The organism is Rubrivivax benzoatilyticus JA2 = ATCC BAA-35, assembly GCF_000190375.1.
Taxonomy (GTDB): domain Bacteria; phylum Pseudomonadota; class Gammaproteobacteria; order Burkholderiales; family Burkholderiaceae_C; genus Rubrivivax; species Rubrivivax benzoatilyticus.
This window is the reverse complement of record NZ_AEWG01000143.1, coordinates 1-24689: the sequence shown is the minus strand read 5'-3', so window position 1 is coordinate 24689 and position 24689 is coordinate 1. Positions and strand designations below refer to the sequence as shown.

Here is a 24689-nt window from a genome sequence, read left to right as displayed (position 1 = left end):
ATTAAGCCTCATAGGGCAGCAAGGAACATGCGCCAACCGTCGACGCCGAAGAACAGAGCCAGGGCGGATATGGTAAACGCCGCCAACACGGCGGTGTCCATAAGTAGCCGCTCCTGAAAAGAAGACTCGGACGAGACGCGTGACACACCAAATTGCGCCTCCCGTCCACCGAGCCGTTGCGTCAGGTACCGCAACGACCATGCGGAGCAGAACCAAGCAAAGGCCAATTGCCCCAGAGTCCTCTCCACGCTGACGTGGACGAGAATGGCTACTGTGACAAGACCGACTTGCATAAGCCAGCCCGCCATTGCGCTGAGCCCAACGCTTGGCACCAAGGACCAGGGGTTCTCATCCAAGAGCGGCTTCGGTTCCCAGCGCGAGCGCCTAGACATAGGTGCGGACAGGGGCGATGGGTAGCAAGCGCGGGTGTGTTGGCATGAGGCCTAACGAATGAAAGGGACACCCCCATAGCGTCCCACCCGCCCGAGGTTATCCCTCAGGCAAGGACGGCCGCCCGATACGACGATGGGGTTGCGAAATCTCATCCTCCACCCGGCTGACGCAAGGAGATGTCCATGACGATTCTGTTTCTCGGCATCGATCTGGCCAAGAACGTGTTTGCCCTGCACGGTGTCGACGAGCGCGGCAGGCCTGCGCTGGTGCGCCCGGCGGTGCGCCGCGACCAATTGCTCGAAGCGGTGGCCAAGTTGCCGCCATGCACCATCGGCATGGAAGCCTGTTCGGGTGCGCACCACTGGGCGCGCCGCTTCCAGGAGTTCGGCCACACGGTGCGACTGATGGCACCCAAGTTCGTCGTGCCCTACCGCATGAGCGGGCGCCGCGGCAAGAACGACGCGGCCGACGCGGCTGCAATCTGCGAAGCGCTGCAGCGCCCGGCGATGCGACTTGTCCACGTCCAAACCGGAGCAGGTTCCGACGGCCAGAACCGTGTCGATCAGGTCGACCGTGGGAACCGCGATCACACATTCCCTCGACTTCTCGAGCGCGGCATACGAGTGATTCCAGGGGCCGGAGGTGATGGCGAATCGGGGCGTGAAGTCCAGCACCATCGTCCACGTGATCGTCAAGACGTTGTGCCGACGGCCGTCGCTGATGCTGACCAGAACGACCGGCCCCGGCTCCAGCAGCGTGAAGGCCTTGGCGAGCGGAAAGTCGTTCATTCATCCCTTCCTTGCAGACGAGCGCCGGGGCCGTAGCCCTGCGGCCCGATATCGGAGCCGACTTCGTTGGCCTTGGGCAAACGCGCAAGCCGCGCGGTTAAATCCCTATATAGCACGGCGTATCCACCGCGCATCTCATCGCTGCTCACCTCGGCCCTTGGAAAGATACGAGACCTCACCGAGGACCCGGAACTTGGATGCACTCGCACCGAAACCCTCGCAAAGCTGCTTCACCACCCCCGAGAGCACACTCCTTCTTGCAGTTGCCCATGGATCGGAGTTCAAGAATATGGAGTGGAGTAAAGATGACGCCGATGATGCTGCCTGCGATGCCGACTTTGATGGCAAGTCGACGAATCGCAGCTCCGGTCCACGGAAGCGTCTCATGCGGCTTTCCGGAAAGCTGCCCGCCAAAGTAGAAGCGCCCGCATGAACTGCACTGAAGGAAGCTGTAATAGCGCCAGTACAGCCAATGGACGAATACGTAGATGACAAGCAAGGACAGTGCGGGGTGGATAAACGCGAAGCCAAGCCCAAGAACAACGATTGCCCCAATCACCGGGAACAATGGCATCTGAAACTCTGGGCCCTTCTCCTCAAGGCTGAGCCAGGCGGGATGCACGACCGTTCTCTCCAGCGCCGAGCCGCAATGAGGACACTTGTAGCGACGCAACTGCATTTTTATCGAGACCCGATGAGTTGAGGCTCACCACGAAACAGCATCCGCCCGCACGAGATTTTGGCCGACCGCCCTATGCGCGCATATCGAGCCACATAGCCCTGCCTGTTCTGTCGCCGGCGCACCCGCAGCAGAATGATGTATGACTTCGAGGTGCCGCCTCTTGTCGGCTGGAACGTGCCCGCAATCAGTTCCTCAACAGCCGGTCAGACCGCATTCCAACTACGGCAGCCAAGTTGCCTTGCCCACGACCGCAAGATACCGGGCATGATCGTCACCAATATTGCCTTTGCCCTCGACGGTGATGAAGGCAAGCCGGCCGCTTGGGGATACAAGCATGTACTGCAGGAAGTAGCCGGACGAGAAGAGACCTGAAGTTTCGGAGCCGATATAGACAAGGATGCTCCCGTCACTCAAGGTCTCGTTCGCAGAGGGCACGACGAGATTTCCGGCTCGCTCTGCCTGCTTGCGCAGAAAGCCACGGCCAAACGAGACCATCTTGGCTTGCTCATCAGGATTGGGCTCCCCAGATGTATCTGCCTTTGATCGCATGACCGTGACGAGAACCTTCTCTCCCGTTGGCCCAGCGAGCTCGAATGGCGGCTTGGCGCTGCGTACGCTGAAGCCTTCAGGCAGATCCAGTTTGAGCGAACCAAGCTGAACTCCCTCCGCAGCGCATATCAGTGAAAATGCTGCCAGCGCCACGGCGGCAATTACTTTTCGGAGACGATTCATGTTTTACTTTTGCAACCCAACGTATGCGGCACACCAACGCCGCCCATCACACTGAACGCTCGCGTAACAGCCCAACCCGCGACTCAGGCCTACTTTTCCTTTTGAGTTTCTCGTCGCCGAGCCACCTGTTCCACAGGCGTAAAAATGACGCCAAAGGCGGCGTCGGTTACAGATGATTCTGAGCCGCCCCACGTCCCCCGCCAAGCCCTCCGCCCGCCTTCGGGGGGAGGTCCGCCACCCCGAGCGAACAACCCCCACCCCGCCCTGCCGCGGACGCCGGGTGGCCGGTGGAGTGAAGTAAAGGAGGAGGCCCGGCGCAGCCGGGCCGGGGGACATGAACGGAACCGGCCACCCGGTGGCCGTGGCACGCCGCAGTCGCTCGCGGACGAGCAACCAGGACCAAACCCGGAACCGACGCGAAGAGATGGACGGCAATCAGGCAGCGCCAGAACAGCGCCGCCCCACAAACGCGAGAAACCAGCGCAGAAGCCCCTACACCCCCACCTTCAACGCCCCCCGCCGAATCTGATCCCGCTCCAGGCTCTCGAACAGCGCCTTGAAGTTGCCTTCGCCGAAACCCTCCTCGCGCCGGCGCTCGATGAACTCGAAGAACACCGGCCCGAGCAGCGTCTCGGAGAAGATCTGCAGCAGCAGCCGCTTGTCGCCGTCTTTCGTCGAGCCGTCGACCAGGATGCCGCGCGCCTGCAGTTGGGGCACCGGCAGGCCGTGGCCGGGCAGGCGTTCGTCGAGCATCTGGTAGTAGATGTCGTTGGGCGCCGTCATCAGTGGCACGCCGGCCATCTGCAGCGCGTCGACGGTGGCCACCAGGTCGTCGGTCAGCAGCGCGATGTGCTGGATGCCCTCGCCGCTGAACTTCATCAAGAACTCTTCGATCTGGCCGCTGCCGCCCTTGCCCGACTCCTCGTTCAGCGGGATGCGGATCAGCCCGTCGGGTGCGGTCATCGCGCGGCTCGTGAGGCCCGTGTACTCGCCCTGGATGTCGAAGTAGCGGATCTCGCGGAAGTTGAACAGTCGCTCGTAGAAGCCGCCCCAGAACGCCATGCGCCCGCGGTAGACGTTGTGCGTCAGGTGGTCGATGACGCGCAGGCCGTGGCCCTGCGGGTGGCGCGCCGCCGGGTCGGCATAACCGGGCAGGAACTCGAAGTCGATGTCGTAGATGCTCTTGCCGTCCTCGAAGCGGTCGATCAGGTACAGCGCCGCGCCGCCGATGCCGCGGATGGCCGGCAGGCGCAGCTCCATCGGCCCGGTGGGCACGTCGATGGGTTGCGCGCCCAGCTCCAGCGCACGCGCGTAGGCGTGGTGCGAGTCGCGCACGCGGAAGGCCAGCGCGCAGGCGCAGGGCCCGTGCTCGGCGGCGAAGTAGCCGGCCAGGCTCCTGGGCTCGCGGTTGACGATGAAGTTGATGTCGCCCTGGCGGTACAGGACGACGTCCTTGCTGCGGTGGCGGGCGACGAGCGCGAAGCCCATCTTCTCGAACAGCGGCTCCAGGACGTTCGGCGTCGGCGAGGCGAACTCGACGAACTCGAAGCCCTGCAGCCCCATCGGGTTGGGGAACAGGTCGGGCATGGATGTCTCCGTGGGGAACGGTTGAAAGCGTGCGGCGGGGCTCAGCAGCCCGGCGGCGCGCACGCGATCCCGCGCACGGAGACGGCCAGATGGCCGCCGAAGGTCATCGCCAGCGCGGCGGCCCGCTCGTGCACACGGCCACCCCGGCGCGCCAGGGGCGCGCAGCGACGGAGACAGGCGGGGGAGCGGGTGGCGGGCATCGTGCGGTGGCAGGGGAACCGCGGCGCGCGCCACCGGCGCGCCGCCTTGCCTGCCGGATGCCAGCCTAAGCCCGGGCCGGGGGCGCCGGCCTCGGGATAAACGCCGGGGCGGCGCTCAGGCCTTCGGAACGCCGAGGACCACGTGCGAAGCCTTGATGACGGCCGTGGCCGCCACGCCCGGCGCCAGACCCAGCTCCTTCACGGCTTCCTTGGTGACGATGGCGGCGATCTGCGCGCCGCCCGGCAGCGTGATGACGACCTCGGCGTTCACGGCGCCGGTCTCGACGGCGCTGACGGTACCAGCCAGCTGGTTGCGCGCCGACAGCTTCAGCTCGCTGTCGCCGGTCATCACGATGACCCAGGGCGCCTTGACCAGCGCCACCACCGGCTGGCCCGGGGCCAGCTCCAGGTCGGTGCAGCTGGCCAGCGTGACGATGGCCGTCAGCTGGTCGCCCGCACCCAGATCGACATGGACCTCGGCATTGACGGCACCGGCCTTGACCGCCGAGACGGTGCCGCGGAGAACGTTGCGTGCGCTGATCTTCATCGTGCTTCCCTTGTGTTGCAGGCTCTGACGGGTTTTTTGTAGTGTTGCCTACATAGAATGTCGGGCACCCGACAGCGTCGGCCCGATGCAAGCCACTCTAAGGGCCACGCCTATGTCGATGCCACCATAACGACGGCATCGCACCACGCCCGCATCCGGCGGGCGCAGGACGGCCGTGGTGGCACGGCTTTCGCTATCTACCGCAGTACATAAAACCAACCGACACGATGGACTCCGACGCCGCCCCCCGCTTCGCCGCCCGCATGACGCTGGACACCGACGGCGGCGCCTCGCTGGGCGAGACCCGTGTGCGCCTGCTGGAGGCCATCGACCGCCACGGCTCGATCAACCAAGCCGCCAAGGCCGTGCCGCTGTCGTACAAGGCCGCCTGGGACGCGATCGACACGCTGAACAACCTGGCGCCGCAGCCGGTGGTCGAACGTGTCACCGGCGGCCGCCAGGGCGGCGGCACGCGCCTCACCGACTACGGCCGGCGGGTCGTCGCGATGTACCGCGCGCTGGAGACCGAGTACCAGACGGTGCTCGACCGCGTCGCCGCGCATCTGCCCGACGCCGGCGCGTCCGACGTGCGCGCCTTCCGCCAGCTGATGCGCCGCGCGTCGATGCGCAGCAGCGCACGCAACCAGTTCCACGGCCGCATCGTCGGCCTGCGCGACGGCCGCGTCGACTACGAGGTGCGCCTGGCACTCGACGACGCCACCGAGATCGTCGCCGTCATCACGCGTGCCAGCGCCGAGAACCTGGGCCTGGCCATCGGCCAGGAGGTGCTGGCGCTGGTGAAGTCGAGCTCGGTGCTCGTCGCCACCGACCGCGCCATGCGCGTCACCGCGCGCAACCAGCTCTGGGGCGAGGTCTCGGCGGTGCACCCGGGCGCCGTCAACGACGAGGTCGTCATCGCCCTGCCCGGCGGCCGCAGCGTCGCGGCCGTCGTCACGCACGGCAGCGTCGAGGCGCTGGGCCTGGTGCCCGGCATGGCCGCCGGTGCGCTGTTCAAGTCCTCGGCGGTGATCCTGGCCACCTACGACTGACGCCTGTCCCGTTCCCCGTCCCCCGTCACACGGAGCTTTCCCGCATGAAGAACCCGATCGCCCTCGCCGCCCTGCTCTTCACCGCCAGCCTGGCCCATGCCGACGAGGTGCAGGTGGCCGTGGCCGCCAACTTCACCGCGCCGGCGCAGAAGATCGCCGCCCAGTTCGAGAAGGACACCGGCCACGTCGCCAAGCTGAGCTTCGGCGCCACCGGCAAGTTCTACGCGCAGATCACCAACGGCGCGCCGTTCGAGGTGCTGCTCGCGGCCGACGACGAGACGCCGGCCAAGCTGGAGAAGGAAGGCCAGGCCGCGCCGGGCACCCGTTTCACCTACGCGATCGGCACGCTGGTGCTGTGGAGCGCGCAGCCGGGTGTCGTTGACGCCCAGGGCGCGGTTCTCAAGAGCGGCCACTTCGAGCGCGTGGCCATCGCCAACCCGAAGACCGCACCCTACGGCGCCGCCGCCGTCGAGACGATGAAGGCGCTGGGTCTCTTCGACGCCGTGACGCCCAAGCTGGTGCAGGGCGAGAACATCGCCCAGGCCTACCAGTTCGTCGCCACCGGCAACGCGCCGATCGGCTTCGTCGCGCTGTCGCAGGTGTTCGAGGACGGCGCGCTGAAGAGCGGTTCGGCCTGGATCGTGCCGGCCAGGCTGCACCAGCCGATCCGCCAGGACGCGGTCGTGCTGGCCAAGGGCGCCGCCAACCCGGCGGCCAAGGCTTGGCTCGCGTACCTCAAGAGCGAAAAGGCGCTGACCATCATCCGCGCCTACGGCTACCAGGTCGCACCGTAACGCGACGCACGGAGCCCGCCGATGCCGTTCAGCAGCGAAGACTGGGGCGCGATCCGGCTGACGCTGGAGCTGGCGACGGTGGTCACCGCGCTGCTGCTCGTCATCGGCACGCCGATCGCGTGGTGGCTGGCACGCACGCGCTCGTGGTGGAAGGGCCCGGTCGGCGCCGTCGTCGCGCTGCCGCTGGTGCTGCCGCCGACGGTGCTGGGCTTCTACCTGCTGCTGGCGATGGGGCCGCACGGCCCCGTCGGCGCGTTCACCGAGTGGCTCGGCATCGGCCGCCTGCCCTTCACCTTCGCCGGGCTGGTGGTGGCCTCGGTGTTCTATTCGATGCCCTTCGTCGTGCAGCCGCTGCAGAACGCCTTCGAGGCGCTCGGCGACCGGCCGCTGGAAGCCGCGGCGACGCTGCGCGCCGGGCCGCTGGACACCTTCTTCAGCGTCGTCGTGCCGCTGGCGCGGCCGGGTTTCCTCACCGCCTCCATCCTCGGCTTCGCGCACACCGTCGGCGAGTTCGGCGTCGTGCTGATGATCGGCGGCAACATCCCCGAGCAGACGCGTGTCGTCTCGGTGCAGATCTACGACCACGTCGAGGCGATGGAGTACGCCCAGGCCCACGTGCTGGCCGCCGGCATGGTGATCTTCAGCTTCGTCGTGCTGCTCGGGCTGTACACGCTGAACCCGTCGCGGAGGCGGGCATGAACGCCGGCCGGCCCGAAGCGCAGGCGGTCGAACGTGCGGCCGAGCCGCGTGCGCCGATCGAAGCGCGTTTCGACGTCGATTACCCCGGCTTCCGGCTGCAGGCCGACCTGCAGCTGCCGGGCCGCGGCGTCACCGCGCTGTTCGGGCCGTCGGGCTCGGGCAAGACGACGCTGCTGCGTGCCATCGCCGGGCTGGAACGCCACCGCGGCCGGCTCGTCGTCGGCGGCGAGTGCTGGCAGGACGACGCACGCGGCCTCTTCGTGCCGACGCACAAGCGCCCGGTCGGCGTCGTCTTCCAGGACGCCAGCCTGTTCGAGCACCTGACGGTGCGCGCCAACCTCGACTTCGGCCGCAAGCGCATCACGGCGGCCGATCGCCGTGTCGACTTCGACGCCGCCGTCGAGCTGATGGGCATCGCCCACCTGCTGGAGCGCAAGCCGGCGCATCTGTCCGGCGGCGAGCGCCAGCGTGTCGCCGTCGCGCGCGCCTTGCTGACCAGCCCGCGCCTGCTGTTGATGGACGAGCCGCTGGCCGCGCTGGACCAGGCGCGCAAACGCGAGATCCTGCCCTTCCTCGAGAAGCTGCACGCCGAGCTCGACCTGCCCATCCTCTACGTCAGCCACGCGCCCGACGAGGTGGCGCGGCTGGCCGACCACCTGGTGCTGCTGGACACCGGCCGCGTCGTCGCGCACGGCCCGCTGGCCGAGCTGATGGCGCGGCTGGACCTGCCCACCGCGCAGGGCGAGGACGCCGGCGTCGTCATCGACGGCCGCGTCGTCGAGCACGACCTGCACTACGGCCTGGTGACGATCGCCTTCCCCGGCGGGCGTGTGCAGGTCGCGCACGGGCCCGAGCCCGTCGGCCGGCGGCTGCGGCTGCAGGTGCACGCACGCGACGTCAGCGTCGCGCTGTCGGCCTCGGGCGACAGCTCGATCCTCAACCGCGTCGCCGCCACCGTCGTCGCCGAGGCGCCGGCCGACACACCGGCGCACCTGCTGCTGCGCCTGGACGCCGGCGGCACGCCGCTGGTGGCGCGCATCACCCGGCTGTCGCGCGACCAGCTCGGGCTGGTGCCGGGGCGCCCGGTGTGGGCGCAGATCAAGGCCGTCGCGCTGCTCGCCTGAGGACCGCCGCGATGAACACCCTGCCCGACCCCGAACTGCTGGCCCTGCTGCACGACGACGTTCCCTGCGGCGACCTGACGACCGCGGCGCTGGGCCTGGCCGCGGCGGCACCGGCGCGGCTGGAGTTCCGCGCACGCGGCGCGATGACGGTCTGCGCCACCGAGGAGGCCGAGCGCCTGTTCCAGCTCGCCGGCGCCACGGCGCGCCGCCTGGTGCCCAGCGGCCGTGCGGTTGCGGCGGGTGAACGCCTGCTCGCCGCGCAAGGCCCGGTGCCGGCGCTTCACGCCGCCTGGAAGACGGCGCAGACGCTGGTCGAATGGGCCTCAGGCATCGCCAGCGCCAGCGCCGCGCTGGTGTCCGCGGCGCACGAAGGCGGCCGCCAGGTGCCGGTGGCCTGCACACGCAAGAACGTGCCCGGCACCAAGTGGCTGTCGGCCAAGGCGGTGCGCGCCGGCGGCGCGACGATGCACCGGCTGGGGCTGTCGGAGACGCTGCTCGTCTTCCCCGAACACCGGCTCTACCTGCGCGAGGCGCCGGCGGCCACGGTGGCGCGGCTGCGCGCCGCCGAGCCCGAGAAGACGGTGGTCGTCGAGGTGCGCAGCGTCGACGAGGCGCTGGCCTGGGCCGAAGCCGGCGCCGACGTGCTGCAGCTGGAGAAGTTCAGCCCGGCGCAGGTCGCCGAGAGTCACGCACGCCTGCAGTCGCTGCCACGGCGCCCGCGGCTGGCGGCGGCCGGCGGCGTCAACGCCGGCAACGCCGCGGCCTACGCCGCCGCCGGGGCCGACCTGCTGGTCAGCTCCGCCCCCTACAGCGCGCCGCCTTGCGACGTGCGTGTCGAGTTCCATCCCGGCGACGCCGACGTCGCCTGACTCCGAAGGAGCATGCCGATGGCCCGCCCGCTCGCCGCCCCGCCGCCGCCCTGCTGCGCCCCGCAGCCGCCGCAGGACTGGAGCCTGCTGCTGCCCGACACGCTGCGCCCGCTGGTCGTGCCGCCGCAACGCTGCGAGCACCACGCCGACGACGAGCTGCCGGCCGAACGCACGCTGGGCTACGCCGCCGACGGTTCGCCCAGCTTCTGCGCCAGCCGCCACCGCCTGGCCGCACCGGCGTCCGACGACGACGAGGAGTTCGTCGAAACGACCTCGGTCACCGAATGCACCACCGCCTGGCGGCTGCGCGACGGGCGCTGGCTGGTGCACGAGTCGGTGCTGCACTACGGCCGCTGCCCGCCCGAGGAGAGCGCCCGCTTCTACCTGTCGGAGACGATGCCGCGCTGAGCCCGCGCGCCTTCAGCGCCGCCGCGGCGCGTGCGTCGCCGCGTGTTCGTGCACGCCGCCGGTGTGCAGCGCGGCTTCGGGCAGCGCGCCCTGGCCCAGGCCGGCGAGGATGCCGCAGGCGGCGCCGTCGCCCGGCGTGCCGCAGCGCGCACGCAGCGTGCGCAGCGAGGTCTCCAGCGCACGCAGTTCCTCGATGCGGTGCACGACGTGGCCGATGTGTTCGTCCAGCAGCGTATTGACGCCGCTGCAGTCGGCCGGCGGCGCGTCGCGGAAGGCGAGCAGCGCGCGCACCTCGTCCAGCGACATGTCCAGCGCGCGGCACTGGCGGATGAAGGCCAGGCGCTCCAGCTCGGCTTCGCCGTAGACGCGGTAGTTGCCGCCCGAACGCGGAGCCGCCGGCAGCAGGCCTTCACGTTCGTAGTAGCGGATCGTTTCGACTGGCGTGCCGCAGGCCGCCGCGAGTTCGCCGATGCGCATCACCATCCTTTCGTGTCCGACGCTTGACTCTAAACCCGCTACAGGGTCTGCAATGGCGCCATGGACACGAAGAAAACCGATTCCGACGGCTGCGGCGAAGGCTGCGGCTGCACGCCGGTGGCCGTGGTTCTGCCGATGCCGACGCGGCAGCGGAAGGTGGCGGAACCCGCCCAAGAACATTCGCACGACCACGGGCATGAGCATGGGCACGACCATGCGCACGACCACGAACACGCGCACGAACACGACTGCTGCGGCGGCGCCTGCGCGACACCCGTCGACGCGACGCCCGACCCCGGCGGCCCCCGCCTGAAGCTGCGCATCCCGGCGATGGACTGCGCCGTCGAGGAGGCGCAGATCCGCCACGCGCTCGAAGGCATCGCCGGCATCCGCAGGCTGCATTTCGCGCTCGCCGAACGCACGCTGCGCCTGGACGCCGAACCGGCGGCGCGCGACGCCGCGCTGGCCGCGATCCGCCGCGCCGGCTTCGCCGCCGAGCCGCTGGCCGACGACGCCGCGCCGCTGCCCTGGTGGCGCGCCGCCGGCCTGCCGCGCCTCGGCGCGGCGCTGGCGCTGGCCGCCGCGGCCGAGTTGCTGCACGCCCTGCTGCCGGCCTCCCAGACCGCCGAATGGGCCGGCATGGCGCTCGCCGCCGCGGCCATCGCACTCGCCGGCCTGGGCGTGCTGAAGAAGGGTTTCGCCGCGCTCGCGCGCCGCCGGCTGGACATCAACGCGCTGATGTCGGTGGCCGTCGTCGGCGCCTTCGCGATCGGCCAGTGGCCCGAGGCGGCGATGGTGATGGCGCTGTACACCGTCGCCGAGCTGATCGAGGCGCGCGCGGTGGACCGCGCACGCGGCGCGATCGCCGCGCTGATGGCGATGGCGCCCGAGGTCGCGACGCTGCGCCGCGCCGGCGCCTGGGTCACGGTGCCGGTGGCCGAGGCCGCCGTCGGTGAGACGCTGCGGGTGCGCCCGGGCGAACGTTTCCCGGTCGACGCCGTGCTGACGGACGGCACGACCAGCGTCGACCAGGCCGCCGTCACCGGCGAGAGCCTGCCGGTGGACAAGCAGCCCGGCGACGCGCTGTTCGCCGGCACGCTGAACCTGTCGGGCGCGGTCGAGGCGCGCATCACCGCGCCGGCCTCGCGCTCGACGCTGGCGCGCATCGTCGAAGCGGTCGAACACGCGCAGGCCTCGCGCGCACCGACGCAGCGTTTCGTCGACCGCTTCGCCGCCGTCTACACGCCGGCCGTGTTCGCCGTCGCGCTGGCGGTGGCGCTGGGCGGGCCGTTCGTCGCCGGCTGGGCCTGGACCGCGGCGCTGTACAAGGCGCTGGTGCTGCTGGTCATCGCCTGCCCCTGCGCGCTGGTGATCTCGACGCCGGTGGCGCTGTCCAGCGGCCTGGCCGCGGCGGCGCGGCGCGGCGTGCTGCTCAAGGGCGGCGCGCACCTCGAAGCCGCACGCCGCATCCGCGCCGTCGCGTTCGACAAGACCGGCACGCTGACCGAAGGCCGGCCGCGTCTCGTGCACTGGCAGACGCTGGCCGGCGACGAGGCCGCGGCGCGTGCGCTGGGCGCCGCGCTGGCGGCGCAGACCGACCACCCGGTGTCGCGCGCCATCGCCGCCGGCCTGGCGCCGGCCCCAGCAGCGGCCGTCAGCGCGGTGCAGGCGCTGCACGGGCGTGGTGTCGTCGCCGAAGCCGACGGCGCCGCCGTCTGGCTGGGCAGCCGCCGCCTGGCCGCCGAACGCGGCGCGCTGACGCCCGAACTGGAAGCGGCGCTGGCCGAACACGAACGCCAGGGCCGCGGCCTGACGCTGCTGGGCCGCGGCGCGCAGGCGCTGGCGCTGTTCGCCGTCGCCGACACGCTGAAGCCCGGCGCACGCGACGCGGTCTCGGCGCTGAAGGCGCTGGGCGTCGTGCCGGTGATGCTGAGCGGCGACCACGGCGCCGCGGCGCAGGCGGTGGCCGCCGAAGCCGGCATCGCCGAAGTGCGTGCCGACCTGCTGCCCGAAGACAAGCTGGCCGCGATCGAGGCGCTGCAGCGCCGCCACGGCGCGACGGCGATGGCCGGCGACGGCCTGAACGACGCCCCGGCGCTGGCGCGCAGCGACCTGGGCATCGCGATGGGCGCCGCCGGCACCGACGTCGCGATCGAGGCCGCCGACGTCGTCGTGATGAACGACGACCCGCGCCGCGTCGCCGAGACGGTGCGCCTGTCGCGTGCGACGCATGCGGTGCTGGTGCAGAACATCGTGCTCGCGCTGGGCATCAAGGCGGTGTTCCTGGCGCTGGCGGTGTTCGACGACGCGACGATGTGGATGGCCGTCTTCGCCGACATGGGCGCCAGCCTGATCGTCGTCTTCAACGGCCTGCGGCTGCTGCGCCGCGCAAAAGGCTGATCAGCCGGGGCGGCGCGCCAGCAGGCCGATCAGCGCCGCCCGGCCGACGTGCTGCGTGCCCTCGGCGAGTTCGGCTTCGTACTCGGCGAGGTCCAGGATCTCCAGCCCGGCGAAGGCCTCGCGCAGCAGTTCGGGCGTGTAGAGGTGGTCCAGGCGCCCCGGCCCTCCGCTGCGGTAGGCCAGCTGCGCCGGCGTGTAACCCTGCAGCACCAGGCAGCCGCCCGGGCGCAGCGCACGCGCCATGCGCTCGAACAGGCGAGCGCGCGTCGGCGGGTCGGCGAACTGCACGAAGACCGCAGCGACCAGGTCGTAGGCCGCTTCGGGCCAGGCCCAGTCGTCGCAGCCGGCGACCTCGTAGTGCACCGCGACGCCGGCCTCGGCCGCCAGGCGCCGGGCCTTGGCGACGGCGACCTCGGCGATGTCGAACGCGTCGACCTCGAAACCACGCCGCGCCAGCCAGACGCTGTTGCGGCCTTCGCCGTCGGCGACACACAGCGCGCGCCCGCCGGCCGGCAGCCGCGCCGCCAGGCTCTCCAGGTAGGCGTTGGGCGCCGTGCCGAACAGGTAACCCTCGGCGCGGTAACGCTGGTTCCAGCCGCCGGCGGGGTCGTCGAAGACGGGGGTGTTGTCTCGGCTCATGCGCCGATTGGGCCACGTCCCGGGAGGCCCCGCAGCCGGCCCCGGAACCCCCGGGGGTAGCATCGCGGCGTCAGCCTGCCTGGAGCCTGCCCATGCGCCGTGCCGTCGCCCTCGCCTGCCTCGTCTGCGCCCCCGCCGTCTTCGCGGCCGAAGACGGGCGCACCTTCGCCCCGCTGACGCCGGCCGCGCAGGCCACGCTGCGCGACGAGATGCTGGGCAACCTGCGTGCGCTCAACGATCTGATCACGCTGGTGGCCGACGGCAAGCTGGCCGAGGCCGCGGTGGTGGCCGACACCGAGCTCGGCTTCGGCGCGATGGGCCGCAACCGCGCGCTGCCGATGGACGCGCGCCCCGGGCCGCAGATGCCGCAGGCGATGCACCGCATGGGCATCGAAGGCCACCAGGCGGCGAACCGCTTCGCCGAGGCCGCCAGAGCCGGCGACCAGGCGCTGGCGCTGCGCCGCCTGGGCGAGCTGACGACGACCTGCGTCGTCTGCCACCACGCCTGGCGCACGCGCTGAGTTCGACTCAGAGCCGCGGGCGGTAGTCGAAAGCCGAGGCCGCGCGCGGGTCGGTGAAGGGCTCGACCGGCTGCGCGCGTGTGACGGCGGCGTTGACCAGCGAGGCCGGGAACACTTCCAGCCCGGTGTTGTAGAGCTCGACGTTGCGGCTGAAGATCGTCAGCGCCGCCGTCACTTCCTTCTGCAGGTCCACGAGCTGCGCCATCAGCTCGCGCAGCGCACCGGCGGCCTGCAGCTCGGGGTAGGCCTCGACGGCGATGCGCAGCCCCTTCAGCAGCTCGGCGCTGGCGCGTTCGGCCTGGGCCAGCGCGATGCCGTCGGGCTGGTTGCCCAGGCGGCCCAGGCTCTCGCGCAGCTGCGTCACGCTGGTCAGCAGGCCACGCTCGTACTCCTGGTAGGAGCCGACCAGCTCCTCCAGCTTCGGCAGCGTCTGCTGCTTCTGGCGCTCGTAGGCCAGCACGTCGGCCCAGGCGCGGCGCACCGCGTTGCGGCGCGAGACGATGCCGTTGTGGATGACGACGACGCCGCAAGCGACGGCGATGGCGGCCAGCACGACGATCAGGGTGGTGTTCACGGGAAGGCCTTTCGGGACGGGATCGGGGGCTCGGCGGCGGGCCGCGGCTGCAGCTCGGCGGCGGCGTCGGCCAGCACACGCAGCAGCACGGTCAGCGCCTCGAGCTTGGGCATCGTGGCAGTCGAGCGCACGCGCCAGCGCAGCTCGTCGACGCGGTCGGTGCGCCGCACGGCGTCGGCACGCGCCAGCAGGTCGTCGTCGGAGAACGAGATGCAGCCCTGCTCGCCGGCGAAATGGAAATCCATCGCCTTGAAGTGGCGCCCGGTCTCGACGAAGGTCTGCACGACGGACGGCGTCAGCAGGCGCGCGGCCTGCATCTCGCTGGCCGCGCCGACACGCCAGCGTTCGCCGAACTCGATCGACGCGGTGCTCCAGGCCACCGGCATCTTCGGCTTGCGCACTTCGGACACCGCCAGCGTCAGCGGCGGCGCCAGCGAGACGACGACGCCGTGGCGGTAGTGCGTCGTGCGCTGCGTCTCGTCGTGCTGCTTGCCGTCGGCGTCGGTGCGGGTGCTGTGCCGCACCTCGACCCAGCTGAAGCGGTAGCAGGCCATCGTGTGCGGCCGGCCGGCTTCGTCGCTCCACTCGCCTTCGACGAGGCGGTCGATGCTCTGGCTTTCGTCGCCGCGCTCGAAGTCGGGGAAACGCTCGCGCCAGTCGCGCCACAGCGCGCGGCCGTCACGCTGCACCGCGCTCAGGCCGCGGTCGAGCATCGCCGCCTGGCCGAGCACGGTGTCGATGAAGCGCCGCCGCGCCGCGAAGGCGGCCACCGGCAGGCCGCCGGCCAGCAGCGCGACGAGCAGCGCGGCCAGCGCCTGGCCGTCTTCGCCGGCCTGGTGGCGCCAGGCCGCGACGAGCACCGCCAGCACCGCGACGACGATCGCCGGCAGCGGGTCGGCGCGCACGATGCGTCCGTCAGGGCCGGCGTGGCGGCCGATCTCGGCCAGCAGCAGCTCCTTGGACGGCAGCGCGGTGGCAATACGCGCGGCGCGGCGCATGCGCATCAGGTGGCGGATCATCGGCCGGGGCGGGGGCGGGTTCGAGGCGGCATCGGCGCGCCGCAGCATGCCACGCGCAGGCCGTCGCGGGGGTTCATGCCCCGTTATCGGCGCCTCGGGCGCCGACGTTGAATGCCCTCAGCGCGCCGAGGCCGAGACGCGCGCCCAGATCGCCGCCGCAGCGGCCGCCGGTGCCGCCGCATCCAGCCCGCCGGCGGCGGCATCCACCCAGTCCAGCGTGTCGTGCGCGCCGCCGGGCAGGCGGTCGCGCTGGCGTTCGGCCACCAGCAGGCGTGCAGCGCGGCGTAGTCGGCCGGGCGGCGGGCCTGGATCCAGGCCAGGCCGGCGAGGTCGGCCCAGGCTTCTTCGCCACGCTCGGGGTCGGGGCCCGCGCCGGCACCCGGCGGGCGGCCATGCCAGGCGCCTTGAACGTGGCGCTCACAGTGCGCGACCTCGTGCGCGGCCATCAGCTCCAGCGCCGCGTCTTCGCGGCCAGGCGGCAGGCGCTCCAGCGTCGCTTCGGCCTCGGGGTTGGCGCGCATCGACAGCACGAACTTGCAGCGCCCGTCGACGAAACCCAGCGCCAGCAGCGCCAGGCCGGTGGTGGGCTGGGGCTGCACGACGATGTCCAGCGGCAGGCCACGCGCCTCGGCGTCGGCCAGCACCGGCGCGGCACCACGCAGCCAGCGTGTCTCGGTGGCGGTCAGCCCGCCGGCGGCCGCGGGCAGCGCCGCGGCGAGCATGAAGCCCAAAACGATCGTCTGCCGCACCTGCGTCTCCCGCCGTCGCCGATCCCGGCTCTTCGGCCGGGAGGCGGGGCGGTTGAGCGCTGCGGCAGACCGTTACATCGGGGCCGTGTCGAAGTCGCCGGCGGAACCCGCAGATCGTTGGCAGGCGCAGCGCTTGCTGCGCCTAAGATGCACCCACCGGACGGCCGGCCCCAGGGCCCTCGCTGCACGATCGGCTCGCCCACCGGCTCTCCCGTCCATCGGGCACATCGACGACGACCATGACACCGACCCCCAGGACCTTCCTGAAGCGCGTCATCCTGCGCAACTACAAGAGCATCGGCCATTGCGATGTGCCCTTGCGCGCGCAGACCTATCTCGTCGGCGCCAATGCCTCGGGCAAGAGCAATTTCGTGGATGCCCTGCATCTGGTGCGCGACGCGCTGAACGGATCGCTGGACAACGCGATCAACGAACGCGGTGGCCTCAACGAAGTCCGGCGGCGTTCGAGCGGGCATCCGACCCATTTCGGCGTCCGGCTCGAGTTCGAACTCGCGGGCGGTCAATGCGGCCACTACGCGTTCAACATCGGTGCGCTGAAGGACCGCGGCTACGAGGTCTTTGCCGAAGAATGCATCGTCGGCGGCATCGGCCGCGGGCCGTTCTACCGCATCGAACGCGGCAAGCTGCACGACTGCAGCGAAAGCAGCTTCCCCGCCATCACCTCGGATCGCCTGGCGCTGGTCGCCGCTTCGGGCCTGGCGGTCTTCCGCCCGGTGTTCGACGCCTTGTCGTCGATGGGTTTCTACAACCTGGACCCGAAGCTGATGCGCGAGCTGCAGAAGCCTCAGGAGGGCCGGCTGCTCAAGCCCGCCGGGGAGAACATCGCCAGCGTCCTTGGCCACCTGGAGCGTGTCGGCTCGGAGCAGACGGCCATCATCCAGGACTACCTCCAAACCGTCGTGCCGACGGTGCAGGGCGTCCAACGAGTTCAGTTCGGCCCGATGGAAACGCTGGAGTTCCGCCAGGAAATGGCGGGCGCGAACCACCCATGGCGCTTCCTCGCGCAGAACATGTCGGACGGCACTCTGCGTGCGCTCGGCGTGCTGGTCGCGCTGTTCCAGGCCAATCGCGACTACGCGCCCAGCCTCGTCGGCATCGAAGAACCCGAAACCGCGCTGCACCCGGCTGCCAGTTCGGCGCTGCGCGAAGCGCTGTCCCGGGCTTCTGAGAACACGCAGATCATCGTCACCAGCCACAGCCCCGACCTGCTGGACGATCCGAACATTCCCGCCGACTCGTTCCTCGTCGTCGCGTCCGAAGGCGGCGAGACGCGGATCGCACCGCTGGACGAAGCGTCAAGAGACGTGCTGCGCCGGCACCTGTTCTCCCCGGGTGAACTGCTGAGGCTGAACCAGTTGGCACCCGACCGCCAGGTGCTGGCGGAACAGCAGGCGCGCCAGACAGAACTCTTCGGCAACCTGGCACGATGAAAGTCGTGGCGGTCGTCGAAGGCGACGGCGAGGTCAAAGCATTGCCCGTGCTGCTGCGGCGGATCGCGCAATGGCGCTCGCCGGAGCTCCACGCCGAGATCGCGCTGCCGATCCGCGTCAAGCGGGACCGCTTTCTGAACCGCCCGCAGGAGTTCGAGCGCCATCTGCAGCTCGCGGCCGCCAAGTGTGGCGAAGGCGACTGGATCCTCGTGCTCTTCGACGCCGACGATGACTGCCCGGCACAAAGGGCGGCCGCCGTGCTGGCGGACGCCGTGCGAATCGTTCCGCACCGCCGCGTCTCGGTGGTACTTGCCAACCGGGAGTACGAGGCATGGTTCATTGCCGCCGCGGCCTCGCTGCACGGGCATCGGGGCTTTCGTTTCGACCCGAAGGAAACCGTCGCGGCGGAGTCGCCGCGTGACGCCAAAGGATGGATGCGGCTCAGGATGGGTGGTGCGAGCTACGGCGAGACGACCGATCAGCCCGCCTTCTCGGCCAGGATGGACCTCCAACAGGCGTTCACGAACAGCCGCTCTTTCCGCAAGCTCTGTTCCGAGTGGGACCGAGCGGCTGCTTCAGCGAACTGAGCCCTGGGCTTCAACCAGGGCCGGTCCGCCGCGGCCGCGGGAAGAAGCGTTCGGCCAGTTCGGCGTTGTCGACCTGCACCAGGTCCTTGTCGAACTGCCGCCCCAGACGCTGCTGCACCTGCGGCGAGAACGCCTTGCGCAGCAGGCCGAGGAAACGCGGCGCGGCGGCCAGGTGCAGTTCGTCGAAGCGGTGCGCCAGCGCCGCCTCGTGCAGCCGCGCGGCGACGCGGCGCGCGAAGCTCTCGGCTTCGTGGTGGCGTTCGTCCTCGCCGGCCGACGCGGTGGCCGTGCCGCCGCGCGTGCTTTCGGGCGCACCGGCGGGCACGCCGCCGGTGCGGCGGCCGACCGCGTCGTCGCGCAGGTCGCGGCCGCGGGCGTGCGCGGCCGGGTCGGTCAATTCCTCGACGGGTTCGAGCGCGCCGCCGCCGTCGGGGCGGCGCAGCAAACGTGCGATGGCCTCGTCGGCCACCAGCACCCAGATCGTCTTGTCGTCCATGCCGGCTCCTGCGGTCCAGATGCCGCGAAGGCCGGCAAGCCGCGTTCCGCGGCGTTCAGGACATCTGGCTCTGCAGGTAGTTCGGCAGCGTCACCAGGCCGATCAGGCGCAGCTGCTGTTCCAGCCAGTGGGCGTGGTCCTGCTCGGTGTCGTCGAGCATCGGCAGCAGGATGTCGCGCGTGACGTAGTCGCGTTCGGTCTCGCACAGCGCCATCACCTCGCGCAGGTGCTGCACGACCCGCAGCTCGACGGCCAGGTCGTTCTGCAGGATCGACGGCACGTCGTGGCCGACGTCCAGTGCGCTGGGCGTCATGCGCGGCGTGCCGCCCAGCATCAGGATGCGGCGGATCAGCGCGTCGGCGTGCGCCGTCTCGTCTTCCATCTCGTGGCCGATGCGGTCGGCCAGCTTGGTGAGGCCCCATTCCGACAGCATGCGCGAATGGATGAAGTACTGGTCGCGGGCGGCAAGCTCGTCGACCAGCAGCGCGTTCAGCGCGTCGAGGATGGCGGGGTGGCCTTGCATCGGCTTCTCCTGGCGGGGGGCGAAACGCGCAAATCGTACGCTGGCGACGCGGTCTTTGCTCGTGACAGGTTTGCGGGTTCGCCGCGACGCGGAGGCCGCGCCGGCGCGCGACACTGGGCTCCCGGACCGCCGTCCGCCGCCTTCGCGAGGTCCCGATGCCGCACGATCCGGCCGACGACGCCGTGCGCGAGACGCTGGCCTTCATCCGCGCACACAGCTCGATCCGCTTCATCGCGCTGCCCTTCTTCCTGGGCGCGATCGCGGCGCTGGCCAAGGTCTATTACGACGCCGAGCCGCCGCCGTCGCCGACGCTGCTGGCGGCCACCGGGCTGGGGCTCAGCATCGTCGCCGGCACGATCGAGGTCGTGCTGTCGCGCAACCTGATCGCCTGGTGGCGTGCGCTGGACCAGCATTTCGCCACCGCGCCGCACTGGCGCCTGGTGCGCGCGCACCGCGCACCCGGCGCGCTGACGGCGGCGCGCTGGACGCTGTTCCTGCCCTACGTGGCGGCCTTCGTCTTCTGGCTGGTGCAGCTGGTCGGCTGCGTCGCGCCGGCCGGGCGCGGCGGCGCGGTGCTGGTGTTCGCGCTGCTGCTGGCGCTGCTGCTGTGTTCGGGTGCGGCCGCCGTCTGGCGCCGCGCCGCTCAGGAGCCGCCTTCGGGCACGTAGACGATGGAACCGTCCTTCATCCGGTAGGCGACGCCGGCCTTCTCGCCGTCGCCGCTGCCGATCGCGCCGCTGGCCTTGTAACGCTCGATCTTCTCGCCCTTCTTGACGACCATCTCCATGCTCGGTTTGCCCGGGTCGGTGATGACGGTGACGTCGCGCTTGGAGAACGGGTTCATCAGCGGGTTCTGCGCCACCGTGATCAGCAGCGCGGCGATGACGACGAGGAAGATGTCGATCAGGTTGACGACCGAGAGGATGGGGTCGTCGTCCTGCGGTTCGTGCAGCAGCTTCATGCCACCGCCTTGCCGCGGGCGGCGGCGATCTCGACCAGTTCCTCGGCCAGCCAGCGTCGGCGCACGTTGACGACCCAGAAGGTGATCGACGCCGCGATCAGCGCCAGGATCACCGCCGAGAACGCGACGGTGAGGTTCTGCGACACCTGCGCCAGGTTGCCGTCGGACAGCGACTTCAGCGCCGGGCCCATCGGGATCATCGTCGCGACGAGCCCCAGCATCGGCGTCACGCGGCTGGCGATGCGCTGCGTCTCCAGCATCCGGTGGGCGTGCAGGTCCAGCGCGTCGTCGCTCAGGCCGCCGGCGGCACGGTCGGCGGCCAGCAGCGGCCGGCCGCCGCCGCGCCGGCGCTGCCAGGCGAGCGTCAGGAACTCGCCCAGCGCCCAGAAGGCGTAGAGGAAGAGCAGCGCGATCAGCGCCAGCGTCGGCAGCAGGAACAGCTGCGCGACGTCGTACATGGTCGATTCGAGTGCGTGGTTCATGGCGTGTGGGCTGCCTTCAGGTGGCGAACGAAAGAGAGGAACGGGAGCGCCGGCCACGCAGCGCGCCGCCGGCCAGCGCCAGCGCGATGGCGGCCAGCGCCACTGCGGCACGCGAGGCCTCGGCCGGCGGCGGGGCGACACGTTCGAGCAGCAGGCCCTCGACCGGGGGCCTTGCCGCGGCGGGCTCGGGGGGAACGGGGGCCGCTTCGGCGGGCTTTGCCGGCGTGGGCGCCAGCGCGGCCGGCTGCGGCGCGAGGCCGTAGCCGACGAAGGCCGCGAACGCGGCGCTGTCGGGGCGCACGTCGTGGCGCTGCGCCAGCTCGCGCCAGCGCTGTTTCAGCTCGGCGACGCTCTCCGGCGCGGCCTTCCACTGGCCCAGGCGCGCGGCTTCGAGCATTCGTTCGATGACCTGCGCCATCGCGTGCGGGTTGCGGCTCTCGAACCAGCGGCGGATGCCGAGCTGGTGCTTGTCGCGGACGTAGACGTCCATGAACTCCTGCCACTGGTCGTCGCGAACGATCTCGCGCGCCACGCTCTGCCAGCCGGCGAAGTTGTTGATGCCGTCCAGCACCTGCAGCGTGCCGGCGTAGCCCTCGGCCATCAGGCCGCTGATGTGGCCGGGGTGGAAGTTGCGTGTCGCCAGCTCCTTGGCGAGGAACTCGGCGGCGCCTTCGACGCGCCCTGCGCCCGGGCCGCGCAGGTTGCTGATGTAGAGCTCGGGCGCCTTGCCGTCGAGGTGGCGCACGGCCAGCGACAGCCCGCCCAGGTACTGGAAGGGGTCGTCGGTGGTCAGCATGCCGTAGAGGTTGGAGCTGCGCGCCAGCACCGCGCCTTCGGTGCCCTTCAGGTGCTCGGCGTAAAGATTCGCCTTGGCGCCGGCCTGGCCCCACTCGCCTTCGTCGGGGCCGTAGGCGTACTGCATGCGCGACAGGTACAGCGTCGCCAGCTTGCGGTCGCCTTCGGCCTGGGTCTTCCAGGTGTCGGTGGCCAGTGCCGCATCGTCCAGGCCGCTGCCGTAACGGCCCGACTCGGACGAGAAGATGCGCGTCTGCCCGGCGCGTTCGGCGGCCGCTGCGTCCAGTCCCCGTGCACGCAGCCCGGCGGCGATGCGGCGTGCGTTGGCCGCCACCGGGTTGTCGGCTTCGTCGGCCTGGGACGCGAGCCGGGCCGCCTTGGCGAGCTGGCGCATCACGTTCGGGAAGTGGTCACGGTACAGCCCGGTGGCCGAGAGCACGACGTCGATGCGCGGCCGGCCCAGCGCGGCGCGCGGCACGAGCTTGACGTCGGCGACCCGCCCGCCGGCGTCCCAGACCGGCTCGACACCCAGCGCCCACAGCGCCTGCGCTTCGAGCAGGCCCTGGTGGCGCATCGTCTCCACCGACCACAGCGTGAACGCCAGCTTGGCCGGCGTGCGCCCGGTCTTGGCGCGGTGCGCGGCGGCCAGCTGCTCCAGCGCCTGCTTGCCGGCTTCCCAGGCGGCCTTGGTCGGCACCCGCGACGGGTCGAAGCCGTAGAGGTTGCGCCCGGTCGGCAGCGAGTCGGGGTTCTTGATCGGGTCGCCGCCGTAGCTGGTCGGCCGGTAACGCCCGGCCAGCGCGTCCAGCAGCCCGGCGAACTCGCCTTCGGCGCCCAGGTCGGCATACCAGCGCCGGCCGCGTTCGATCGCTTCGCGCAGCGAGGGCGGCAGCGCCGCGGTGTCGGCGCCTTCGACGATGAACTCGTGCAGGCGGCGATAAGTGGCGGTCTCGGTGAGCTGTTTCCAGTCGCCGACGAGCACCTCGTCGGCCTGTTCGCCCGGCGCGGCCAGCGCGACGATGGTCTCGCGGCCCAGCATCTCCATCACCGTCGCCAGGCGCCAGCGTTCCTCGGGCGGCCGGCCGAAGCTGTGCAGGCCGACCGGCTGCACGGTCAGCGCGAGTTCGTGCAGGTGGTCGTGCAGCGCGGTGATGAAAGCGGGGAAGTCGGCCTCGATGCGCGCCTCGCTCCAGCCCATGTCGGCGGCGATGCGTTCGCGTTTGACGCCGTCGGCGATCTGGCGCCGCAGCGCGTCGCGCACCTGGCCTTCGCCCTGCGCCAGCCATTGGTGCAGCGCGTCGTGCAGCGCGGTCAGCGCGTCGTGCAGCCCGGCCGGCGCCAGCGCCGGCGTCTGGTGCGAGACGACGACGGCGCGCCCGCGGCGCTTGGTCTGCAACGCCTCGCCGATGTTGTCGACGATGTACGGGTAGACCACCGGCACGTCGCCGACGGCGAGCAGCGCGTCGTCGAACACCGAAAGCCCGCGCTCCTTGCCCGGCAGCCATTCCTGCGTGCCGTGGGTGCCGAAGTGCACCAGCGCGTCGGCGGCGAAGGCCTCGCGCGCCCAGAGGTAGACGGCGTAGTAGTGGTGCGAGGGCACGGCGCTGGTCGAGTGGTAGATCGACTTGTCGCGGTCTTCGCCGCGTTCGCCGCGTGGCGGCTGCGGCAGCAGGCTGATGCCGCCCAGGTGCAGCCGCGGCACGACAAAACCGTCCTGGCCGCCGCGGCGCACGATCCAGGTCGACGTTTCGGGCGCGCCCCAGCGTTCGTCGATGCGTGCGCCGACCTCGGGCGGCAGGCCCGCCAGCCAGGCGCGGTAGCGCGCGACCGGCAGCCAGTCGGCCAGGCCGTCGCGCAGCAGCCGCTCGAGCACCTCGCGGTCGGCGGCCGGGCGGTAGGCCGGCTCCAGCAATCGCTGCAGCGAGGCCGTCAGCACCGCCTCGTCCTGGGTCTCGGTCGTGTAGCCGGCCTGGCGCAGCGCCGCCAGCGTCGCCACCAGGCTGCGCGGCAGGTTCATGAACGAGGCCGACAGGTTCTTCTCGCCCGGCGGGTAGTTCCAGAAGAAGAGCGCGACGTGTTTGTCGGCCGGCGCCTTGCGCTGCAGCGCGACGAGCTTCATCGCCTTGGCGACGACGGCGTCGACCTGCGGCGCGATCGGCTCCAGGCGCTCGTCGGCGCCGCCGTTGGCCGAGGCGATCAGGATGTCGGTGATGCCGGCGGTCTCGGCCTGCGACAGGTAGAACGGCACGTCGTCGATGCGCACGCCCTGCGGGTCGGCGCGCCAGGCGGCGGTGTCGCCGCGGCGGTAGTTCATCGCCTGGATCACCGGCACGCCCAGGGCCTCGAACTCGGTGCGGCGCGCCTCGGCGCTCAGCGTGATCTGGGTGTTGATCAGCACGTCGACCGCCGGCCGGCCGTCGACGAGCGCGACACGGCGCACCGCGTCGGCGTCGAGCACCGGCGTGTAGAAGGCCAGCGGCACGGCGCCCTGCGCTTCCAGGCGCGAGATCAGCGCGTCCAGCAGCTCGGTCTCCTCGGCCGCCACGCTCTGCGGGTGGAAGACGATGCCGACGACCGGCGCTCGCTGGCCGTCGGCGGCCACGCCCTTCCAGGCCAGGTAGTCGCGCGTCGACGCGGTGACGAGGCCCGGAAACTTCGGGTGGTAGATCCCGCTCGCCGGGAAGACGACCGGATCCGGGTGAGCGCCCCAGGGCCGGCCGTCCAGCCAGTCGTCCAGCGTCTGGACGAAGTGGCGCAGGTTGGGCCCGGCGCCGTTGACGTAATAGGCGTGCAGGCGCTTGGCCAGATCGGCCGGCACGCCCTGCGGGCGCGCCTCGGCGGTGGACAGCCAGACGTGGCGGCGGCGCTCCAGCGCCGGCAGCGCGGGCGCGAGTTTTTCGCGCATCCAGGCCTCGATGTGGGCGCGTGGTGCGTCCAGCAGCACGAGGTCGGCGCCGTCCCAGAGCGTGGCGTCGATCGTCGTCAGCTTCTCGACGTAGCGGGCCTGCACCTCCAGCCCCAGCGGGCCGCCGGCGCGTGCCAGCGCGGCGAGCTTGGCCGGTGGCACCGGCGAGGTGGTGACGACGAGCACGCGCGCCGCCTGCGCCGGCAGCGCGAGCAGCAGCAGCAAGGCGGCGAGCACG

The 24689-nt window shown here is 71.1% G+C and carries 25 protein-coding genes and 2 pseudogenes; 12 read left to right on the top strand and 15 right to left on the bottom strand.

Features of this window, described 5'->3' with window-relative positions; all coding sequences use genetic code 11:
• Positions 1-575 precede the first annotated feature (575 nt).
• Positions 576-920, top strand: a pseudogene (locus tag RBXJA2T_RS20230) (IS110 family transposase); the annotation flags it as partial.
• Here the strand turns inward: RBXJA2T_RS20230 and RBXJA2T_RS21040 are convergent.
• The 5 genes and pseudogenes from RBXJA2T_RS21040 to RBXJA2T_RS15740 all read right to left on the bottom strand — a co-directional run.
• Positions 888-1181, bottom strand: a pseudogene (locus tag RBXJA2T_RS21040) (flavin reductase family protein); the annotation flags it as partial. The pseudogenes RBXJA2T_RS20230 and RBXJA2T_RS21040 overlap by 33 nt on opposite strands.
• Positions 1182-1356: 175 nt before the next feature.
• A complete protein-coding gene (locus tag RBXJA2T_RS20220) occupies positions 1357-1803 on the bottom strand; it encodes a hypothetical protein (protein ID WP_138938902.1) in 447 nt (148 codons plus the stop codon).
• A 279-nt stretch (positions 1804-2082) separates the two neighbouring features.
• Positions 2083-2595 (bottom strand): hypothetical protein, encoded by a 513-nt coding sequence (locus tag RBXJA2T_RS20215; RefSeq protein ID WP_138938901.1) that lies wholly within the window; start codon positions 2593-2595, stop codon positions 2083-2085.
• Positions 2596-3087: 492 nt separating this feature from the next.
• A complete protein-coding gene (hppD, locus tag RBXJA2T_RS15745; RefSeq protein WP_009858403.1) occupies positions 3088-4182 on the bottom strand; it encodes a 4-hydroxyphenylpyruvate dioxygenase in 1095 nt (364 codons plus the stop codon).
• 315 nt (positions 4183-4497) lie between these two features.
• Positions 4498-4929: a TOBE domain-containing protein gene (locus RBXJA2T_RS15740; RefSeq protein ID WP_009858401.1), complete on the bottom strand. Its 432-nt coding sequence runs from the start codon at positions 4927-4929 to the stop codon at positions 4498-4500.
• Between the two features lie 227 nt (positions 4930-5156).
• Here RBXJA2T_RS15740 and RBXJA2T_RS15735 point away from each other — a divergent pair, with 227 nt between their 5' ends.
• The 6 genes from RBXJA2T_RS15735 to RBXJA2T_RS15710 are packed head-to-tail and all read left to right on the top strand — an operon-like array spanning position 5157 to position 9872.
• Positions 5157-5978 (top strand): TOBE domain-containing protein, encoded by an 822-nt coding sequence (locus RBXJA2T_RS15735; RefSeq protein ID WP_009858400.1) that lies wholly within the window; start codon positions 5157-5159, stop codon positions 5976-5978.
• A gap of 44 nt (positions 5979-6022) precedes the next feature.
• Positions 6023-6772, top strand: a complete 750-nt coding sequence (modA, locus tag RBXJA2T_RS15730) for a molybdate ABC transporter substrate-binding protein (protein WP_009858399.1) — start codon at positions 6023-6025, stop codon at positions 6770-6772.
• A gap of 21 nt (positions 6773-6793) precedes the next feature.
• A complete protein-coding gene (gene modB / locus RBXJA2T_RS15725) occupies positions 6794-7471 on the top strand; it encodes a molybdate ABC transporter permease subunit (protein WP_009858398.1) in 678 nt (225 codons plus the stop codon).
• Positions 7468-8595 (top strand): molybdenum ABC transporter ATP-binding protein, encoded by a 1128-nt coding sequence (gene modC / locus RBXJA2T_RS15720; protein ID WP_009858397.1) that lies wholly within the window; start codon positions 7468-7470, stop codon positions 8593-8595. Before modB ends, modC begins: the two co-directional genes overlap by 4 nt.
• 11 nt (positions 8596-8606) lie before the next feature.
• A complete protein-coding gene (modD, locus tag RBXJA2T_RS15715) occupies positions 8607-9464 on the top strand; it encodes a ModD protein (protein ID WP_009858396.1) in 858 nt (285 codons plus the stop codon).
• Between the two features lie 18 nt (positions 9465-9482).
• Positions 9483-9872, top strand: coding sequence for a hypothetical protein (locus tag RBXJA2T_RS15710; RefSeq protein WP_009858395.1), 390 nt, complete (start codon positions 9483-9485; stop codon positions 9870-9872).
• 12 nt (positions 9873-9884) lie between these two features.
• Here RBXJA2T_RS15710 and cadR read toward each other — a convergent pair whose 3' ends face one another.
• Positions 9885-10349 carry a Cd(II)/Pb(II)-responsive transcriptional regulator gene (gene cadR, locus RBXJA2T_RS15705; RefSeq protein ID WP_009858394.1) on the bottom strand — a complete coding sequence of 155 codons (465 nt, stop codon included), beginning with the start codon at positions 10347-10349 and terminating at the stop codon, positions 9885-9887.
• A 60-nt stretch (positions 10350-10409) separates the two neighbouring features.
• Between cadR and RBXJA2T_RS15700 the strand changes: the two genes are divergently transcribed.
• Positions 10410-12749: a heavy metal translocating P-type ATPase gene (locus RBXJA2T_RS15700; RefSeq protein WP_009858393.1), complete on the top strand. Its 2340-nt coding sequence runs from the start codon at positions 10410-10412 to the stop codon at positions 12747-12749.
• On the opposite strand, the gene RBXJA2T_RS15695 is transcribed toward RBXJA2T_RS15700, so the two are convergent.
• Positions 12750-13388: a class I SAM-dependent methyltransferase gene (locus RBXJA2T_RS15695; protein ID WP_009858392.1), complete on the bottom strand. Its 639-nt coding sequence runs from the start codon at positions 13386-13388 to the stop codon at positions 12750-12752.
• A gap of 92 nt (positions 13389-13480) precedes the next feature.
• Here RBXJA2T_RS15695 and RBXJA2T_RS15690 point away from each other — a divergent pair, with 92 nt between their 5' ends.
• A complete protein-coding gene (locus tag RBXJA2T_RS15690; RefSeq protein WP_009858391.1) occupies positions 13481-13909 on the top strand; it encodes a hypothetical protein in 429 nt (142 codons plus the stop codon).
• 7 nt (positions 13910-13916) lie between these two features.
• On the opposite strand, the gene RBXJA2T_RS15685 is transcribed toward RBXJA2T_RS15690, so the two are convergent.
• From RBXJA2T_RS15685 to RBXJA2T_RS15675, 3 genes are all read right to left on the bottom strand, one after another.
• On the bottom strand, positions 13917-14483 hold the full coding sequence (locus tag RBXJA2T_RS15685) for a LemA family protein (protein ID WP_009858390.1): 567 nt from the start codon (positions 14481-14483) through the stop codon (positions 13917-13919).
• On the bottom strand, positions 14480-15502 hold the full coding sequence (locus tag RBXJA2T_RS15680) for a hypothetical protein (protein WP_009858389.1): 1023 nt from the start codon (positions 15500-15502) through the stop codon (positions 14480-14482). The genes RBXJA2T_RS15685 and RBXJA2T_RS15680 overlap by 4 nt, the downstream gene beginning before the upstream one ends.
• Positions 15503-15585: 83 nt before the next feature.
• Positions 15586-16251 (bottom strand): hypothetical protein, encoded by a 666-nt coding sequence (locus RBXJA2T_RS15675; RefSeq protein WP_138938899.1) that lies wholly within the window; start codon positions 16249-16251, stop codon positions 15586-15588.
• Between the two features lie 239 nt (positions 16252-16490).
• On the opposite strand from RBXJA2T_RS15675, the gene RBXJA2T_RS15670 reads away from it, so the two are divergent.
• Both RBXJA2T_RS15670 and RBXJA2T_RS15665 read left to right on the top strand, forming a co-directional pair.
• Positions 16491-17702, top strand: coding sequence for an AAA family ATPase (locus RBXJA2T_RS15670; RefSeq protein ID WP_009858387.1), 1212 nt, complete (start codon positions 16491-16493; stop codon positions 17700-17702).
• Positions 17699-18289 carry a DUF4276 family protein gene (locus RBXJA2T_RS15665; RefSeq protein ID WP_009858386.1) on the top strand — a complete coding sequence of 197 codons (591 nt, stop codon included), beginning with the start codon at positions 17699-17701 and terminating at the stop codon, positions 18287-18289. Before RBXJA2T_RS15670 ends, RBXJA2T_RS15665 begins: the two co-directional genes overlap by 4 nt.
• Before the next feature lie 10 nt (positions 18290-18299).
• On the opposite strand, the gene RBXJA2T_RS15660 is transcribed toward RBXJA2T_RS15665, so the two are convergent.
• Together RBXJA2T_RS15660 and bfr are read right to left on the bottom strand one after the other, a co-directional pair.
• Complete coding sequence (locus RBXJA2T_RS15660) at positions 18300-18785, bottom strand: host attachment protein (protein ID WP_009858385.1); 486 nt, start codon at positions 18783-18785, stop codon at positions 18300-18302.
• Between the two features lie 55 nt (positions 18786-18840).
• A complete protein-coding gene (gene bfr / locus RBXJA2T_RS15655) occupies positions 18841-19308 on the bottom strand; it encodes a bacterioferritin (RefSeq protein ID WP_009858384.1) in 468 nt (155 codons plus the stop codon).
• A 155-nt stretch (positions 19309-19463) separates the two neighbouring features.
• Between bfr and RBXJA2T_RS15650 the strand changes: the two genes are divergently transcribed.
• On the top strand, positions 19464-19976 hold the full coding sequence (locus tag RBXJA2T_RS15650; protein ID WP_009858383.1) for a hypothetical protein: 513 nt from the start codon (positions 19464-19466) through the stop codon (positions 19974-19976).
• On the opposite strand, the gene RBXJA2T_RS15645 is transcribed toward RBXJA2T_RS15650, so the two are convergent.
• Genes RBXJA2T_RS15645 through cobN form a run of 3 tightly spaced genes read right to left on the bottom strand, consistent with a single transcriptional unit; the run spans position 19952 to position 24688 of the window.
• Positions 19952-20269, bottom strand: coding sequence for a DUF2149 domain-containing protein (locus RBXJA2T_RS15645; protein WP_009858382.1), 318 nt, complete (start codon positions 20267-20269; stop codon positions 19952-19954). The two genes, RBXJA2T_RS15650 and RBXJA2T_RS15645, sit on opposite strands and share 25 nt — an antisense overlap.
• Positions 20266-20751: a MotA/TolQ/ExbB proton channel family protein gene (locus RBXJA2T_RS15640; protein ID WP_009858381.1), complete on the bottom strand. Its 486-nt coding sequence runs from the start codon at positions 20749-20751 to the stop codon at positions 20266-20268. Before RBXJA2T_RS15640 ends, RBXJA2T_RS15645 begins: the two co-directional genes overlap by 4 nt.
• 16 nt (positions 20752-20767) lie before the next feature.
• On the bottom strand, positions 20768-24688 hold the full coding sequence (cobN, locus tag RBXJA2T_RS15635) for a cobaltochelatase subunit CobN (RefSeq protein ID WP_009858380.1): 3921 nt from the start codon (positions 24686-24688) through the stop codon (positions 20768-20770).
• Position 24689 lies beyond the last annotated feature (1 nt).